This is a genomic window from Pseudomonas sp. Sample_9 (assembly GCF_004307535.1).
GTDB classification, from domain to species: domain Bacteria; phylum Pseudomonadota; class Gammaproteobacteria; order Pseudomonadales; family Pseudomonadaceae; genus Aquipseudomonas; species Aquipseudomonas mercuritolerans.
In genome coordinates this window covers 17956-34297 of record NZ_RAZO01000208.1, presented here as the reverse complement: position 1 = coordinate 34297, position 16342 = coordinate 17956, and the positions used below count along the sequence as shown (strand labels likewise).

The window sequence follows — 16342 nt, the reverse complement described above, 5'->3', positions numbered from 1 at the left end:
CACAATCTTCAGCGCAACCCAAATCCCTGTGGGAGCGGGCTTGCCCGCGAAGGCGCCAGATCAGATACATCCACATTGAATGACACACCGCTTTCGCGAGCAGGCTCGCTCCCACAGGTCCAGCGGCATCGCGAATAGCCTGGCACCACGCAATCTGAATTTTCCCGCCAATCTGCCCCCTAAATTCTGAGCGGTCGATACACGTCCGCCGATGCAAGGAGGGTCAGTACGCATGTCGGATAACCAAACGCCTTCGCCGCACAACTCGCAGCAATCCACCCAAACACTATTGAGCCGTTTGCTCATGGCGCGCGGGCCCGGCGGTCAGGAAGATGAGGTCCGGGCGATCTGCCTGGAAGAACTGCGGCGCCATTGCGACGAGGTCTGGACCGATCGGGCCGGCAATGTCATCGGCCTGCTCAAGGGCCGCGAACCCGATCCGGACGGCGAGCACGCTGTGCGCATCATGGGCCACATGGATGAGATCGCCATGCTGGTCAAACGCGTCGAGCCGGACGGTACGTTGCGGGTGGTTGCCCTCGGCGGTGCGAACCCGGTGAATTTCGGTGTGTGTCCGGTGGATATTCTCGGCGACGCGCAAACCCTGCCCGGCGTGCTCTCATTCGGCTCGATGCACGCCACCACAGGCTCGCCGCAGGGCCAGGATGTGATGAACGGCGCGGTGGAGTGGAAAGACGTGCACATCATCACCCGCCACGACCCGCAAACCTTGCAAGACATGGGCGTGCGTCCCGGCACCCGCGTCGTGCTCAGCCAGCACTGGCGCACGCCGTTCCGGGTGGGTGACGCCACCGCTGCGCATTTTCTCGATGACCGCGCGCCTGTCGTCGCCATGCTCCAGGCCGCCGAGCAACTCAAGCGCAGCCCGACCGAATTGGCGCACGACACCTACTTTGTCTTCACCACCCTCGAGGAAGAAAGCAACGCCGGCGCAATGTACGCCGCTGCGCACCTGCCCGGCGACACCACAATCGCGGTGGAAGTAGGCCCGGTGATGAGCGAGTACGCAACGCGATTGAGCGTCGACCCGATCATCGATACCGGCGACCAGAAAGGCTATTACTCGCGCGGGGTGGTCATGGCTCTGGCCGACGCCGCCAAGCGTTGCGGCTTCGAACCACAGTTCGCCCTGCTGGTGGATTTCGCTTCTGACGCCAGCGCGGTGATGAGTTCAGGCATCAGCGCCCAGGCCGGATGCATCGCAATCCCGACCGAGAATACCCATGGTTTCGAACTGGTGGTCGACGGCGCGATTGAAGCGTGCGCACAGACTTTGGTGAAATATCTGCAAGGCCCGCAGAACGAGGTATCGACTTGAGCCGCTGCCCAATAAAAAAGGGAGGCCCATTGCAGGCCTCCCTTGTTTTTCACCGTCAAGAAGTTCCCAACCCCTGTGACAAATCCGAAGACGACGGCCGCGCCGGATCCGGCTTGGTTTCAACCTCGGTTTGTTCAGTGGTCCGGGTCACCGTATCACGCACGGCTTCATACCCTTCCTGAGCTTTCTGCTTGGCCTTGTCGACCATGCCCGCGCTGGTACGGCCCATGTAGCGCTGTTCAGTGGAAGTAGTCGGCAACGCCGCGCCGAGCAATGCACCGAGCGCAACCCCAGCGGCAGCGACCATTAGCGGTTGCTCCTTGAGAATGTGACTGAATTGCTGGCCAAGCACTTGCGAATTACGCGACAGTCGATCACTGGCGTCATGCATCGCATGGGTCAGATTTTCCTTCGCCGCACCGACGTTTTCCCCGAGGTGGCTGGCCTTGCCTTTCAGCGACTGGTAGCCGTCCTTCAGCGAGTCAGTGGTCGAATGCAAATGCGCGCGCGCACTGTCGATGCCATCGGCCAAACCATCGGCCCACTCGCCGGCCTTGTCTTGATCCGGCCCGCTGCGATAGGCCGGTTGCGGCACGGGCGGGCGATTCTGGCTCATCATCAACCAGAGCAGGCCCACCGAAGTCAGCACCGCTGGCACCGGGTTATTGCGCACGCTGGTGCCGAGATTGGTGAAGAACGTCGAGCCGTTGCTCTGCATCATTCCCCAAGCCTGATCGATCATCTGCCCGGGAGTGAACTTGCTTTCCAATTGATCGACGATGTTGCCGATGCTCGCACGTTGCGCATCGATTTCGCGCTCGATCTGCTCCGGGCTTTTTTCCGCTTCGATATCCAGTTCGCTTTTCATGAGACTTTCCTCCGCAGCGCTTCCTGATCCTTGTTCAAGGCGTCGAGAGTGCGATCAGGTTTGAAGTGAGATGGCTCGAATTGTTTCTTCCCGGATTGCAGCATGGCGAAGCCAATGATCATCACCACCACGCCAACTATCAGCGCGGCCAGCCACGGCGCCATGAACATGCTCAGGCCGTACACCGCTGACATCAGCAGAATGATGAAGCCGGCGAGAAACACGATAGCACCACCGGCAACCGCGCCGATGCCAGCCTTCAGCGTGCTGAGGCTGTTCTGCAGTTCGGCTTTTGCCAATGCCAGTTCCTTTGTGAACAACGCTGGCACCTCGCGCGACAGTTGTCGCAACAGGCCGACCACCGAAGCGTCATCCGTTTGGCCGAGGGGCCTTGCCCCGCTCAGATCAGATTCATCTCTGTTCATCACAGTTCTCCTTTGGCGTCGGGTGCGTGCGGTACGGAAGCCGCGGCAAAATCAGAAGGGTGATCGCTGTCACTGGGCGAGGTCGGGGTGATGCCGGTGGCCAGTCCCGGGTTGGCGTGGGTCGATGGCGGCACTGAGGTTTCATAGGGTCGCTGCGCACCGTAATCGGCTGGCGGTGGCGTCGATGTCGTGCCCGCCGCCGGATCATGTTCGGCGCTGACCGTCGCTGCTGCGGCCGTGCCGGCTTTGAGAAACCGCGACAGTCCGAAACCGATAGCAATGCTGCCGGCGATGAACAGCCCCGGATTGCTGCGCGCCAGATCCGCCGCATCGTGCAGCAACTGCTCGGCACTCTTGCCGCGCAGGTTGCCCGCCAGCCCGGTCATGGAATCCGCCATGTCCGTCAGGTAGTCGGACATGCCCAGCGTGTCCTTGTCCTGCAACTCCGAGACGAAGCTCTTTGCGCCTTGGGCCAGTGCTTCTATCTGTTCCGCCGCGGTGTCGCGGTACTGTCCGAATTGTGCGTCGGCCTGTTGCCGCGCACCGCCGAGTGCTTCATTGACGTCGTCCTTCAAATGTTCAAAACCCTGTCCAGGCTTGCTGTTCGGATCACCTGATTCAAAGCCTGCCCTGCTGTCTTGAGTATTCATGTGGCCCCTCGCGTTCTGACTTGAAAACGGAAAAACGGGACTACACGGCAACATTGCCTCGAGCCCCCACATAGAAGATGACGGAGCAGCTTGCGCGAGAGTTCAAAGAGGTTGATGAGCGTGCGACATCAGGTCTGGATCAGCGACGAAAGGTTGCGCTTGGCACGATTGCGTTGAGCTTCTGCGCCTGGCTGCGGTCAAGACAAGGCACACGGATTCGTCCTGATGACTACAGTGAACCCCGCAACGCCGCCGATAGATGGCAGAATCCCCACACCCTGATCACTTCGGAGACCGCAATGCTTCGCCTGTTTGAAGAAAGGCTCGACCCCTTCCCGCCCGACGAGGCGCCGCCACCGCCAGTCGGCCTGATGCGCTTCTTGTGGGCCTGCACCCGGGGCGCGCGCGGCTACATTCTGGCCTTCGCCCTGCTCAGCGCCAGCGTGTCGATCTACGAGGCGTGGCTGTTTTCTTTCCTTGGGCAAGTGGTGGATCTGCTCTCGACCTGGCAATCCGGCGGCGCCGCCGGTGATGAGGAAAGCCGCGTGTTGTGGGGCATCGGCATCGTGCTGGTGGTCAGCATCGGCCTGGTGGCGCTGCGCACGATGGTCCAGCACCAGATCCTCGCGATCAATCTGCCGCTGCGCCTGCGCTGGGACTTTCACCGGCTGATGCTGCGGCAAAGTCTGTCGTTCTTCTCCGACGAGTTCTCCGGCCGGGTCACGACCAAGGTCATGCAGACTGCGTTGTCGGTGCGCGAGGTGCTGTTCACCTTGATCGAAATCCTCCCCGGCATTGGCGTGTACTTCATCGCGATCATTGCGCTGGCTGGTGGCTTTGCGCTGAAGCTGATGCTGCCGTTTCTGGCATGGATCGTTTTGTTCGGGCTGGCGATGGTGTATTTCGTCCCGCGTCTGGGCAAGGTCGGCCAGGAACAGGCCGATGCGCGCTCGTCGATGACCGGGCGGATTGCCGATGCCTACACCAACATCACCACGGTCAAACTGTTCTCGCACTCCAAGCGTGAAGCGCACTTTGCCCGTGCAGCGATGGAAGATTTCAAGCTCACCGGATTTCGCCAGATGCGGCTGGTCAGTCAGTTCGAAATCGTCAATCAGGCGCTGGTGGTGGCGTTGATTCTCGGTGCCGGCGGTTATGCGTTGTGGCTTTGGCATCAGGGTGAAGTCGGCACCGGCGCTGTTGCGGCGATCACCGCCATGGCGTTGCGCATCAATGGCATGTCGCACTGGATCATGTGGCAGATGACTTCGCTGTTCGAAAACATCGGCACCGTCCAGGACGGGATGGCCACCCTGACCAGCGGCCCGAAAGTCCAGGACGCGCCGGATGCCAAAGTGCTGGAGCCGGCCGGCGGCGAAGTGGTTTTCGACAATGTCAGCTTCAACTACAACGGCGAACGCCAGGTGCTCGACGGCTTGACCCTGCATATTCGCCCCGGCGAAAAAATCGGCCTGGTCGGCCGCTCCGGTGCTGGCAAGTCGACGCTGATCAACCTTCTGCTGCGCTTCTATGACGTTGATCGCGGCGAAATCCGCATCGATGGGCAGAACATCGCCGAGGTCACCCAGGACAGTCTGCGTAGCGTGATCGGCATGGTCACCCAGGACACGTCGCTGTTGCACCGTTCGATCCGCGACAACATTGCCTACGGACGCCCGGACGCCACCGACGAAGACATCCATCGCGCGGCAGTGAACGCCCAGGCCGATGGTTTCATCAGCCAGTTGAGCGACAAGCAGGGCCACAGCGGCTACGACACGCTGGTCGGCGAACGCGGTATCAAGCTTTCGGGCGGGCAGCGCCAACGCATCGCCATCGCCCGGGTGATGCTGAAGAACGCACCGATCCTGCTGCTCGACGAAGCCACCAGCGCACTGGACTCGGAAGTCGAAGTCGCGATCCAGGAAAGCCTCGATGAAATGATGCAGGGCAAAACCGTGATCGCCATCGCCCACCGCTTGTCGACCATCGCGGCGATGGACCGGCTGATCGTCATGGACGAAGGCCGCATCATCGAACAAGGCACCCACGCGCAATTGCTCGAGAAGAACGGCACCTATGCGCGTCTGTGGCAGCACCAGAGCGGCGGGTTCCTCGGTGAGGACCGGGGTTTGGTTGAGGTGATGGAGGAGTGATCAGGCTGGAGGGCCGGGGCCGGCCCTCCATCGATTGGCCTAGATGGTGACGGGGCTTTCGGCATCCACCGGAAGCTTTACGCGAAACACGGTTCCGCCCTTCAGGTCAGAGCTGACCTCGATCGAGCCGGCATGCGAGGCGACGATTTCCGAGGCGATGAACAGGCCCAGACCCAGCCCGGCAACGGGCCCGTGATCAACCACGGAGCGCTGCGAGAACCGCCCCATCGGGTTGAAGATGAACGGCAACACATCTTCCGGAATCGGCTCCCCGCCGTTGTGCACCGTGAACACCGCGCAATCCTCCCGAGCTTCCAGTGCAACCGTGACCGGAAACTGATTATCGCCGTGGGTCACCGCATTGCTGATGATGTTGGAAAAGACCTGTTCCATTCTGGCGCCATCGAACGCTCCCATCACCGCTTCCGTCGCATCGAACCGCACGTTGGCCTGCGGATGAAAGGCGCGGATTTCCTCGATCACCCGCTCGCACACAGGGCTGAGATCGATCAGGGATTTTTTCACCGGAATCCCCGGCCCCATCTGGCAGCGCGTCAGATCCAGCAGGTCGCCCACGATCTGGCTGGCGCGCTGCACGCTGGCGTAGATCTGCCTGGCCACTTTGCTGGTGCGCGGGTCGGTGGCTTCGGTACGACGCAACATATCCGCACCGAGCAGAATCGCCCCCAGCGGCGTGCGCAAGTCATGGCCGAGAATCCCTAGAAACACGTTGCGCGACGCCTCGACGGCGCGCGAGTAGCTGGCAATCGACTCGGCCAGCGCCTGATCGATGGCTTCGTGGAAGCGCGTCATGTCGTCGACATTCACTGATCTGCCATCCTTGACCTGACGCAGCCACTGGCTCAGCACACTGGTGCGCAGCGCGCGGTACTCCGACACCATCTGATCGATGGTAAAACCGGCCATCAGCCGCGTCACCGCGTGGGTTTCCGCAGCTGTTTCTTCATCGTCGCGCGGCGCTTGGCCCTGGGCTTTGGCGATTTGTTCGCTCATGGTCTGCTTGGTCCGCAGATCGATGACGATGGCGCGCAACATCTGCTCGGCGTGATCGCGCAGCGCGACGTTATCCAGCTCCACCCCCGGCGTCTCGATGGTGCGGGCGAAATCTTCCCAGGCCTGCAGGATCGGCTCTAGGTTTTCGAGAATGAAATCTGGCAGGCGCATGGCTGTGGTCCGCAGGGGAAATCCATCAACGCCAGCATCTGAGCCGGCGCAGATATTGGAAAGGGCAATTCAGGAGTACAGAAGGTACGGCTGACCTCGTGCAGCCTACCATCATTGCAGTGGTTCAACGCGGGAGGAAAATCGGCAGCAGCCGCTTGTGACGAAAGCCATCAGTACACTCAGCTCCCTGTGCTTGAGCTGCTGCCCGCAACGCTCAAGTCGCCACCCGGAAAAGCACCACCCTCAATGTGATACACGCTCGGCTCTGCGGAAAAATAATCCTCCAGCCCCAGCATGAAGCGCTGATGGTCGTCACTCTCTTCAAACCCCGGCGAGTGATCCTCAAGCGATTGCCAGCGCACGATCAAATTGAATTGCTCGGGGGTTTCGATACCTTGCGCCAGCAAGTGGCCGCCATATCCCTTGGCGCGGGTGAGCAACGGTTCGACTTCGGCAAATGCCCGTCGGAAGGCTTCAGTCTGATGCGGGTGAACGGGCAGCACAGCGATTTCATAAACCATGATGTATCTCCAAAATCAGTGGGCGGATTCAGACGATGAGTGAAGGCTCGACGGCGATGGCGATTTTTCCCAGCAGACCGTTGTTGGCGCTCTCCAGTCGAGCGTGGGCGAGCGGGATGTCGGCGAGGGAATAGACCGCGCCAACGTGGGGCCGCAACTGGCCGCGCTCGACCAACGCGCTCAATTCATCGAGCTTGCCGCGATTCTGCCGGGTGAAGACGAAGTGGTAGCTGGCGTTCTTGCCCCAGGCCTGGACGAGGTTTTGTGGCTGCGCGATATCGACGATCGAGACGACGCGGCCAAGCTGGGCGAGCGCGTCGGCACTGCGAGACAGGGTATCGCCGCCGATGGTGTCGAACACCACATCAACGCCATGCCCGGCGGTTTCGCGCATGATCGCTTCGACGTAATCCTCTTGGGTGTAATCGATCACCACGTCGGCACCCAGGCTGCGGACGAAATCGGCGTTGGCCTCGCGCACGGTGGTGAACACTCTGGCGCCCATGGCTTTGGCCACCTGAATCGCCACATGGCCGACCCCGCCGGCGCCGCCGTGGATCAGAATGCTTTCGCCAACGCGGAGCACGGCGCGCACGGTCAGCGCTTCCCAAACCGTACCGCCGACCAGACTCAGACTGGCCGCCTCAAGGTGGCTCAGCGAGCCAGGCTTTCTGGCGATGATGCTTTCGGCTGCGACGTGGTACTCGGCATAACTGCCCTGCCCGTCGAATATCTGCGGGGTGTACCAGACTTCGTCGCCCGGTGCGAAAGCGCTCACGCCCGGCCCGACGGCTTCAACCACGCCCGACACGTCGTGACCGGTAATGGCTGGCAGCGGCACAAGATCGGGATAGTCACCGCGCCGAACCTGATAATCCAGCGGATTGATGGAAGTAGCGTGCACTCGGACCAGCACTTGGCCCGCTTGCGGAACCGGTTTTGGAACGTCGCTGAGTTCGAACGAATCAGGACCGCCGAAGGATTTCAAAATCATCGCTTTCATGGCAAAACCTCGTATCGATAAAGAGGGATATCGAGAATTCTCGATATCCTAGAGTAAAAAAATTTACAGCTCTTTCCCTATGATCTCTGCAAGCGCGCTGATAGCAGCCTCATTGCGTTTGTAGTAGGTCCATTGACCGATGCGTCGCACTTCCACCAGCCCCACCCGCTGCAACGTGGCCAGGTAACTCGACACCGTCGACTGCGACAGGCCGATACCTTCCTGGATGCTGCTGACGCAAACACCCTCGACGAGAACGTCACCCTCATCCTGCGGGGGGAAGTTCTTGACGGGATCCTTCAGGCCTTCAAGGATCTTGAGGCGCGTCGGGTTCGAGAGGGCTTTGAAGATTTCGATCAGTTCCATGCGCCGAGGATATCGAGATTTTTCGATATGTCAATGTGGTTTTTTGACTCGTTTCTTTCAGGAAACAATCGGGTCCTGAAGAATGCGCGCGTCGATGCAAGGCCGACCGTCCAGATAGAGCTGTTGGAACTGTGCGCACTCCATGGCTTTCGCAAACAGCCATCCCTGTGCATAGCGCACCTGGTTGGCGCCCAGGAAGTTTAGCTGTGCCGGGGTCTCGACGCGCTCAGCAACAAGTGTCAGCCGTAGCGCGTGGCCCATCTGAATGACGTGAGTGACCAGTAAGGTCTTCTCCTCTGCTTCGCTGATCTGCTCAACGAAGGATCGGTCGATCTTGAGCACGTCCAGCGGTAATTGCTGCAGGTATTGCAGACTCGAATAGCCGGTGCCGAAGTCATCCAGCGCGACAACAAACCCGGCGCTCCGCGCGCGCTCCAGCGTTTCTTTCGCTGACGTTAGATCGACGAGGCTTCGCTCTGTCACCTCAAGCCATATCTGCGGGGGCTGTACGTCGAGGCGACGGCTTTCATTCAATAAAGTCGGTATCAGTCGCCCGGAGCTCACATCGGCAGGGGCCAGGTTCAAGGCCACGTGCAACGAACGGTCACTGGCGAGCATGGCGCCAAGGTCTGCGAATACGCGGTGAACCACTTGGTCAGTGATCGCTTCGATCAAGCCACTGGATTCGGCCAGCGGGATGAACACGTCCGGGTAGACCAGCGTGCCGTTGGGTTTGCGCCAGCGGATCAAGGCTTCGGCGCCGATGCAGCGCCGGGTCTCAATTTCGATGATCGGCTGATAATGAACCACGAACTCCTGGCGCCGCACCGCGCGCTCCAGTGCCGCCAGCGGGGACAGCTTGCGACGCCACCAGCGCAGGCTCGCAATGACCAGGCCGACGCTGATGACAAGACCGATCGGCAGCAGATAAAGCACGTGTTGCCCGAGGCTGCGCAACAGTTCCTGTCGCGGAATTGCGGCGATTACGGTGAAGTTGCCCTGAGCCACCAGTGTGTAGAGAAAGCCGTCCTTGAGGCCATGCGTAGGCCGCTCATGCACCAAGGCAAGGAAACTCGCCATGTTCGGGTCCGCCGGGCCGAGCAAGCGGCCCTGACGTGTGCCGACGGCCAGCCTGACGCCTTCATCCAGTACGACTTCGCGAAACTGCTCCGGGTCGACCAGCACGTTGAACGCAGCAAACTGCAACGCCAGCATCGGTTTGATCAGCTCGTTGTCATCCTGCGCATCGATGGACACCTTCACCCCGTCGTCGGTGACGAAATCCTCCGCCCATTGCTTCGACCGCGGCGGCGTGGCGCCCCATGACGTGCAGGCAAATACATCTTCTTCGTAGCCGACCGTCTCGACCGAAAACGTATTGATGGCAATCATGCGCATCTGCTCGATGCCCTGTGGCGAGCAGGGTTCGAGGTCAGTGACAGCAATGCTTTTCAGTGCCTGGGAGGCCTGCGCAAATGTCTGACTGGCGCGATCGTTGGCAATCGCGGCGAGCGTTTGCAGGCGGTCATGAGCCGCGTAGATCGACAGCATCCAGCCAGCCGCTAGGGTCATGCCCAACGGGACGATCACCGCAAGGGCCGTCAGCAATATTCCCCGCCGCATGATCTTGGAACGCTTCATTTCACCGCCCGAATGATTTGGCCCGTGACGCGTCTTCGCGAGTGCTGGACGCGCCGTTTGCGCGGCACCTACCGCTGCTTTTAGCGTGGAATCGAGCCAGAATCAATAACTCTGCCGATTAGTTGAAAGCCCCGTGACATGCATCAATTTGTAGCCTCATTCGGAATCGCTTGAGGCCATCGACAAGTACGATTCAACTCGATTGCGTCCACCCTGTTTGGCGCGGTAGAGGCATTCATCGGCTTTCTTGAGGACGATTTCCGCAGTAGTCGGCAAGTGTTCACACGTTGCCACGCCGATCGAAGCGGTAATGCGCCCCACGGTCGGAATATCACTGGTCGCAATGGCCTGACGTATCCGCTCAGCGATGGCACTGGCTGACTCGACATCGGTTTGCGGCAAAATCAACAAGAACTCCTCTCCCCCGGCTCGGCACGCCAGGTCGCCGACGCGGGAATAGGATTGCAGCGTATGCGCGACCTGTTTGATCGCCAGATCGCCCTTGTCGTGGCCGAAGGTGTCGTTAACCTTTTTGAAATGGTCGATGTCCAGCGATAACACCGAATATGTCTGCCCGCTGCGCTCAAGGCGGCGCAACTCCTGATCCATGGCTCTGCGATTGGCCAGCCCGGTCATGGGGTCGGTCAGCACCTGCTGGTTAAGGTGGCCCAGCTTCGCTTGCAACAACTGCACGCCGGCAAGCATCGCCTGGCGGATGGAAAATGCCTCGTGATACCAAGCCTTGACGTGGCGAAGTTGCTCGCTGGCCTGCGGCGCTGACAACTGCCGGGCAATACGCGACAGCTGGTTGAGCGGGCGACAGATCAGCAAGGTGCCGAACCAGATCAGTACGAAGCCGATCAGTGCGGCAGGCAGCATTCCCAGCAGCACATCGCGCATCAAGGTGTTCAGCGGCGCCAGACTCACTTCGCGCGGCTGCTGCGCGACCACCGCCCAGCCAGCGCCCGGCACCTGAGCGTACCCGGCGAGCATGGGTACGCCTTTGTAATTACGCACGCTCATCGAGCCGCTCTCGCCACGCAACGCCGCATCGACGGTTTTGCTCCAGCCCAGGGTGTCGCCAATGCGCGCCGCCTCAGGGTGAAAAAGCAGTTGGCGATCCTGATCCGCCACAAAGGCAAAGGTGCCTTCGTGGTGAAAATGGCGGCTGATCAGGGTGTGCAGCGCGTTGTCTTCGCGCAGATAAACCGAGCCGCCAATGATGCCCACGTAACGCTCAGCAGAGTCGTAAACGGGTTCGGAGATGAATACGACGAGATTGCCGGCGGCAGACGTATACGCGGAGCTGATGAAGGGCCGCTTCGCCTCGATGGCTTTGAGAATGGCATCCGAACGCAGCGTTGAACCGTTGATTTGCAGGGTATCTGGGTACGCCTCCAGCACCTTGGCAGTGCTATCGATTATGGCAATCGAGTTGAAATCGGCATCCTGTTTTTGCAGGCGCAGCGCTTCGGCGCGCATGACGCCGGGGTCACCCCAGGCCTTGCCCAGTTCACTGGCGCTGTACCGCAGATGGTTCTGTGCTGAATGAATGAATTCAGCGAGACTCGAAGCGACCTTAGCTGCATAGGCGCTGTTCGACTGCAGCGCATGATCAACCAAGGCATCGCGCTGCACGCGGTAGGCCGTGACAAGGCTGTTGCCCAACGTCGCCAGAACAGACAGCAGTACCAGGGAGAGAATCAGCCAACGCAAATTCAGCGCAGTTACGGGCTGCGTGGCACCCAGCGTCTCGTCGCTGGCCGATTCATTTGGGGGGTCCGTTCTGTCGATCATCGTCTGCCCTGACAGGTCTCTTTGGGAGTTCGCAGCGAAAGCGCCTCAGCGAGTATATGCGCTTGTGCGTGACACGCCTGAGGGACTTCCAATAGGAGAGCGTCTGCCTGCTGCGTTTGAACTTCAAACCGGGTCCAGCAACACCCACAACCGCACGATTTTCCCTTCGCTGATTTCCGCCACGTCGACACCGCTGACAACAGTTGGCCCAGCGCTCGGGCCCGCATGCCAGCGCAGGTAACCCAAGCCATGATGCCCAACCGCCGGCCCCTCGGGAACAAAAGCGAAGTCCGCCCCGAACTGATCCAGCAACGCACCGGCCACCTCTGAAATCGCCGCCCGCCCGGTGACGATGCCAGTCGGTTCGTACATCGTCGGTGTGCCTGCAAAAAGCTCATGCACCGCCGCAATGCGCTTTTGTGCATCGCGCTCGTTGAACACGCGCTGCAGGTTGGCCCGCAGCAAGGCGTCGTAGTTTTCCACCTCATTGATATTTCGCGAATCTGAGCCAGACATTTTTGAATCCTCGATTGGTATGTGAAGCCCGGTTGCCCGGGCTCAGCGGTCAACCATGTTTGACCAGGTTCAAGGCTGGCAGCGGTCCGCCCGGGAACTGCGCAAGCATTCCCTGCTGCACACCGCCCAGGTCGATGCCGTAAAAACCCAATTGATCAATCAGCTCTGCAACTTTGGTTTTGCTCGCGGCATCTTCACCGGAATAAAACAGCACACGCTTGCCGCCCTCGGCGGAGGGATCGCTCAGCAGAGCCGCGAGCAAATGGTTGAAGGCCTTGACCACGTGCGCACCGGGCAGCATCTGCGCCACCACTTGCGAAGACGGCTGGCCGCCCAGATCGAACGGCTTGAACAGTGGTGCTTCGATCGGGTTGTTGGCATCGATCACGATGCGCCCATCCCAAGGCCCGAGATCGCGCACGGCATCGGGGATTTTCGACCAGTTCACCGCCAGAAAAACAATGTCCGCCTGACTGGCTTGCTGAGCCGTCACCGCTTGTGCGAGTGGACCCAATTCGTCGACCAAACCGGCAAGGCTCTGCGGCCCACGGCTGTTGGCCAGACTGACCGGCAGGCCTGCGTTGACGAGCAACCGAGCGATGGCGGTGCCGATGGAGCCAGTACCAATGATGCTGATAGTCATGATGCTCTCCTTACGCTGTGAAGCCGCCGTCGACGATTAATTCTGCGCCGGTGACAAACCCGGCGTCCGCACTGGCCAGGTACGCCACCGCGCTGGCAACATCCTTGCCCTCGCCGTACCGCCCCATGGCGATGTTCGGGCGTAGGAAGTCCGCAATGGGCCCGTCGGCCGGGTTCATGTCGCTGTCGGTCGGGCCAGGATGGACGGTGTTCACAGTGATGCCGCGCGGCCCAAGATCGCGCACCAGTCCACGACTGAAACCGGTCAGCGCACCTTTGCTCAGGGTGTAGACGGAGGCGGTAGCGAACGCAGCGTATTGCACCATCGAGCTGCCGATGTGAATGATGCGACCGCCCTGCCCCATGTGTTTGAGCGCTTGCTGAGTGGCGACGAAGACGCCGGTCACGTTCACCGCAAGGATGCGTTGAAAGTCCTCAAAGGCGATGTCCTCGGGGGCACCGAGCAGGCTGATACCAGCGTTGTTCACCAGAATGTCGATCTTGCCAAAACGCTGTGCAACCTCGGCAATCGCTGCACGTACAGCCTCGGGATTGCCCGCATCGGCCGCCAGCGCCACAGCCTGGCCGCCCGCCGCGACGATTTCCTGCACGACCGCTGCGGCGCGATCTGGCGATGCGTTGTAGGTGATAGCGACGTTGGCGCCATCTGCCGCGAGCCGCTTGGCGATTGCTGCGCCGATGCTGCGTGAGCCACCGGTAACGATGGCGATTTTGCCGGTCAGTGGAAGCGTGGAAGTGTTCATGGTCAAGCCTCTGGGTGGTTGGAGTTGACGAGGCTATGAGACGCCTTTTGATCTTCCACCAGTAGCGGAAGCCCACTAGAATCACTTTCAATCATTCGTTGAAGGTGCGCAGATGGAAACCTTAGGCAATTTGCTCTCATTCGTGCGCAGCGCCGAGGCGGGAAGCTTCTCTGCCGCCGCGCGGCGCCTGGGCCTGACTCCCGCGGCGGTCAGTCGCAATGTCGCGCAACTGGAGGCCAACCTCGGCGTACGCTTGTTTCAGCGCAGCACGCGCAAACTCACGCTGACCGAAGCGGGAGAACGCTTTCTGGCCAACGTCGGTTCGGGACTGGAAAGTGTTCAAGCGGCGATTGCCGATGTGGCCGGCAATGCCGGAGAGCCTTCAGGGCTTTTGCGTCTGAGCGCAGCACCCGGTTTCGCCAGGGATTTTCTGCTGCCGCTAATGCCCGAGTTTCTCAAGCAATACCCCGCCGTGACCCCTGAATGGCACGTCGACAATCGCCAGGTCGATCTCATCGCGGATGGATTTGATGCGGCTATCGGCGGCGGCATCGAACTCGCGCAAGGTGTGGTCGCCAGAGCCATTGCCCCGGCGCATCTGATTCTGGTGGCATCGAAGGAATATCTCTCGGCACACAAGCGCATCCGGCACATCGAAGAGCTGGCGACGCTGGATCATCTGGCCATGCGCTCGGTGCAGACCGGCAAGGTGCGCAGCTGGATGCTGCAAGGCCCCGACGGGCAACGGGCACCGCTGGAGTTGGCGCCGCGCCTGTTGGTCAACGATCCGCAAGCGCTGTGTCAGTGCGCGCGCTTGGGATTGGGGGTTGCGCTGTTGGCGGTTCCCGACGTGCTGCCGTATCTGCGGGACGGCACGCTGGAAAGGGTTTTGCCGGGTTGGCATGTCGATGCGGGACAGATCTATTTGTACTTTTCCAGCCAGAAACTGCTGCCGGCAAAAACCCGGGCGTTTGTGGATTTTCTGGTCGGTCAGGCTCGAGCGGATGGGTGGGCCGCTCTTCTCGATGCTCGGACTTAAAAAGCAAGTCATACGACCTCTGAAACTCAACCAGCATCACGCCTAAGCGGTTTTTCAAGCCTTTCGAGCTTGCCGCGCCTGCTCGATTAAGGTACAAATCGGGCAGTTGTACGACAACATAATAAAAACCTGAGCCACCCCGAGTGGCTATCATTTTTGAGATCTGCCATGTCCCGTCCTGAGTTTGCGCCAACCGTACCGCCGCCCTTCCCCCGTTATCTCGCCGTGATCATTCTGTTGTGCATGGGTTGTGCGTTCGCCGGCAACCACGTCGCGGCACGGGTCGCTTTTGATGATGGCGCGGGCGTGTTGCTGGCGATTCTGATGCGCTCGGGCGGGACCTTGCTGGTGCTGGCCATTCTCGTCCTGTGGCAGCGGCAAAGCCTGCGCCTGCCGACGGGCGCGTGGCGTTGGCAACTGTTGTTGGGCCTGTTGATTACTGCGCAGAGCCTGTGTCTGTACTCCGCTGTCGCGCGGGTCCCGGTCGCTTTGGCGCTGCTGGTGGCCAACGTGTTTCCGATCCTGCTCGCCTTGCTGACCTGGGCGCTGGGCGGCCCACGACCAAGCGCGCGCACCGCGATGTTGATGGGCTTGATTCTCGTGGGATTGGTGTTCGTACTGGACGTCCCCGGACGTCTGTCAGACAGCGCCAGCGTCGGTCCGGAATGGCTACTGGGCGTTGCACTCGCCTTCTGCGCCGCCAGCGTATTCGCCTGCGCGCTGTGGATCACTGATCACAAGCTGTCGCAAGTGCGCGGCTCGGTGCGCAGCCTGCTGACCATCTTCATCGTCTTCAGCAGCGTCAACCTGGCCGGCCTGACCGGCGCCCTCCCCGGCGGACTCAACCTCCCCGCCACTTCAACCGGCTGGCTGGCCCTTGCCACGCTTGTCGTGCTCTATGGGACCGGCTTCATTGTGTTGTTCATCTCCGTGCCCCGACTGGACATGCCACGCAACGCCCCGGTAATGAATATCGAACCACTGGCGACGTTGTTGATGGGCTGGATTGTGCTAGATCAAATGCTCAGCAGAGGGCAGATCGTGGGTGGAGTGATTGTGGTGAGCGGGATTGTTTTGCTGACGTATCGCAAAGCGCCGGTGAAGGTTGGGGTGAAGGCTGAGGTTTGAGGGGATGTCGTGGCGGGACTCTTGATGGCGAGTCCTGCTTATCGCCCCCGGCTCGATACCGGATCAGCAAAATTGCAGGCTCTCTAGGTCTACCTGGGCATAGCTTCCTATTTCACTCTTGTAGAGATAAATCGCAGTTACCTCCAGCTCCGTTCGTAAGAATTCCGCCAGCGTTCTGAGTCTGGTGCTTGTGGTCATGGCAGGGCGTACAACCCTCGCGCTACCGGATTGGTCATCGTAAGTTCTGACGAGAAACTGATCGACACCATCCAGAATCAGGTAATTGAAACCTCGATATTCAT

General features: G+C 60.4%; 16 protein-coding genes. 4 read left to right on the top strand and 12 right to left on the bottom strand.

Translation table 11 applies throughout. From position 1 onward, the window contains the following. Nucleotides 1-232: 232 nt before the first annotated feature. On the top strand, nucleotides 233-1339 hold the full coding sequence (locus tag D6877_RS11495) for a M20/M25/M40 family metallo-hydrolase (protein WP_130910853.1): 1107 nt from the start codon (nucleotides 233-235) through the stop codon (nucleotides 1337-1339). Between the two features lie 55 nt (nucleotides 1340-1394). Here the strand turns inward: D6877_RS11495 and D6877_RS11490 are convergent, their stop codons facing one another. From D6877_RS11490 to D6877_RS11480, 3 genes are read right to left on the bottom strand one after another with little or no spacing between them, the layout of a single operon-like run. Next, a complete protein-coding gene (locus D6877_RS11490; protein ID WP_130910852.1) occupies nucleotides 1395-2207 on the bottom strand; it encodes a DUF3618 domain-containing protein in 813 nt (270 codons plus the stop codon). Beyond that, complete coding sequence (locus D6877_RS11485; protein ID WP_024012566.1) at nucleotides 2204-2632, bottom strand: phage holin family protein; 429 nt, start codon at nucleotides 2630-2632, stop codon at nucleotides 2204-2206. The genes D6877_RS11490 and D6877_RS11485 overlap by 4 nt, the downstream gene beginning before the upstream one ends. After that, nucleotides 2632-3282 (bottom strand): hypothetical protein, encoded by a 651-nt coding sequence (locus tag D6877_RS11480; protein ID WP_130910851.1) that lies wholly within the window; start codon nucleotides 3280-3282, stop codon nucleotides 2632-2634. Before D6877_RS11480 ends, D6877_RS11485 begins: the two co-directional genes overlap by 1 nt. 299 nt (nucleotides 3283-3581) lie before the next feature. On the opposite strand from D6877_RS11480, the gene D6877_RS11475 reads away from it, so the two are divergent. Further along, on the top strand, nucleotides 3582-5438 hold the full coding sequence (locus D6877_RS11475; protein WP_056784851.1) for an ABC transporter ATP-binding protein: 1857 nt from the start codon (nucleotides 3582-3584) through the stop codon (nucleotides 5436-5438). Between the two features lie 39 nt (nucleotides 5439-5477). On the opposite strand, the gene D6877_RS11470 is transcribed toward D6877_RS11475, so the two are convergent. From D6877_RS11470 to D6877_RS11430, 9 genes are all read right to left on the bottom strand, one after another. Next, entirely contained in the window at nucleotides 5478-6623 is a 1146-nt protein-coding gene (locus D6877_RS11470) for a sensor histidine kinase (RefSeq protein ID WP_130910850.1), read from the bottom strand. Nucleotides 6624-6802: 179 nt separating this feature from the next. Continuing rightward, complete coding sequence (locus D6877_RS11465; RefSeq protein WP_130910849.1) at nucleotides 6803-7144, bottom strand: antibiotic biosynthesis monooxygenase; 342 nt, start codon at nucleotides 7142-7144, stop codon at nucleotides 6803-6805. A gap of 28 nt (nucleotides 7145-7172) precedes the next feature. Beyond that, nucleotides 7173-8147: a zinc-dependent alcohol dehydrogenase family protein gene (locus D6877_RS11460; RefSeq protein ID WP_130910848.1), complete on the bottom strand. Its 975-nt coding sequence runs from the start codon at nucleotides 8145-8147 to the stop codon at nucleotides 7173-7175. 63 nt (nucleotides 8148-8210) lie between these two features. Then, nucleotides 8211-8513, bottom strand: coding sequence for a metalloregulator ArsR/SmtB family transcription factor (locus D6877_RS11455; protein WP_024012559.1), 303 nt, complete (start codon nucleotides 8511-8513; stop codon nucleotides 8211-8213). Between the two features lie 57 nt (nucleotides 8514-8570). Next, nucleotides 8571-10154 carry an EAL domain-containing protein gene (locus tag D6877_RS11450; protein ID WP_130910847.1) on the bottom strand — a complete coding sequence of 528 codons (1584 nt, stop codon included), beginning with the start codon at nucleotides 10152-10154 and terminating at the stop codon, nucleotides 8571-8573. 156 nt (nucleotides 10155-10310) lie between these two features. After that, nucleotides 10311-11951, bottom strand: coding sequence for a sensor domain-containing diguanylate cyclase (locus D6877_RS11445; RefSeq protein ID WP_130910846.1), 1641 nt, complete (start codon nucleotides 11949-11951; stop codon nucleotides 10311-10313). A 123-nt stretch (nucleotides 11952-12074) separates the two neighbouring features. Beyond that, a complete protein-coding gene (locus D6877_RS11440) occupies nucleotides 12075-12434 on the bottom strand; it encodes a nuclear transport factor 2 family protein (RefSeq protein WP_206662984.1) in 360 nt (119 codons plus the stop codon). Nucleotides 12435-12516: 82 nt separating this feature from the next. Continuing rightward, entirely contained in the window at nucleotides 12517-13113 is a 597-nt protein-coding gene (locus D6877_RS11435) for an NADPH-dependent F420 reductase (RefSeq protein ID WP_206662985.1), read from the bottom strand. A gap of 7 nt (nucleotides 13114-13120) precedes the next feature. Further along, nucleotides 13121-13873, bottom strand: coding sequence for a 3-oxoacyl-ACP reductase family protein (locus D6877_RS11430; RefSeq protein ID WP_130910843.1), 753 nt, complete (start codon nucleotides 13871-13873; stop codon nucleotides 13121-13123). A 112-nt stretch (nucleotides 13874-13985) separates the two neighbouring features. On the opposite strand from D6877_RS11430, the gene D6877_RS11425 reads away from it, so the two are divergent. Further along, the gene (locus tag D6877_RS11425; RefSeq protein WP_130910842.1) at nucleotides 13986-14912 is read left to right on the top strand and encodes a LysR family transcriptional regulator; all 927 of its coding nucleotides are present in this window, start codon (nucleotides 13986-13988) and stop codon (nucleotides 14910-14912) included. A 168-nt stretch (nucleotides 14913-15080) separates the two neighbouring features. Next, a complete protein-coding gene (locus tag D6877_RS11420) occupies nucleotides 15081-16040 on the top strand; it encodes a DMT family transporter (protein ID WP_016774285.1) in 960 nt (319 codons plus the stop codon). The last annotated feature ends 302 nt before the right edge of the window (nucleotides 16041-16342 follow it).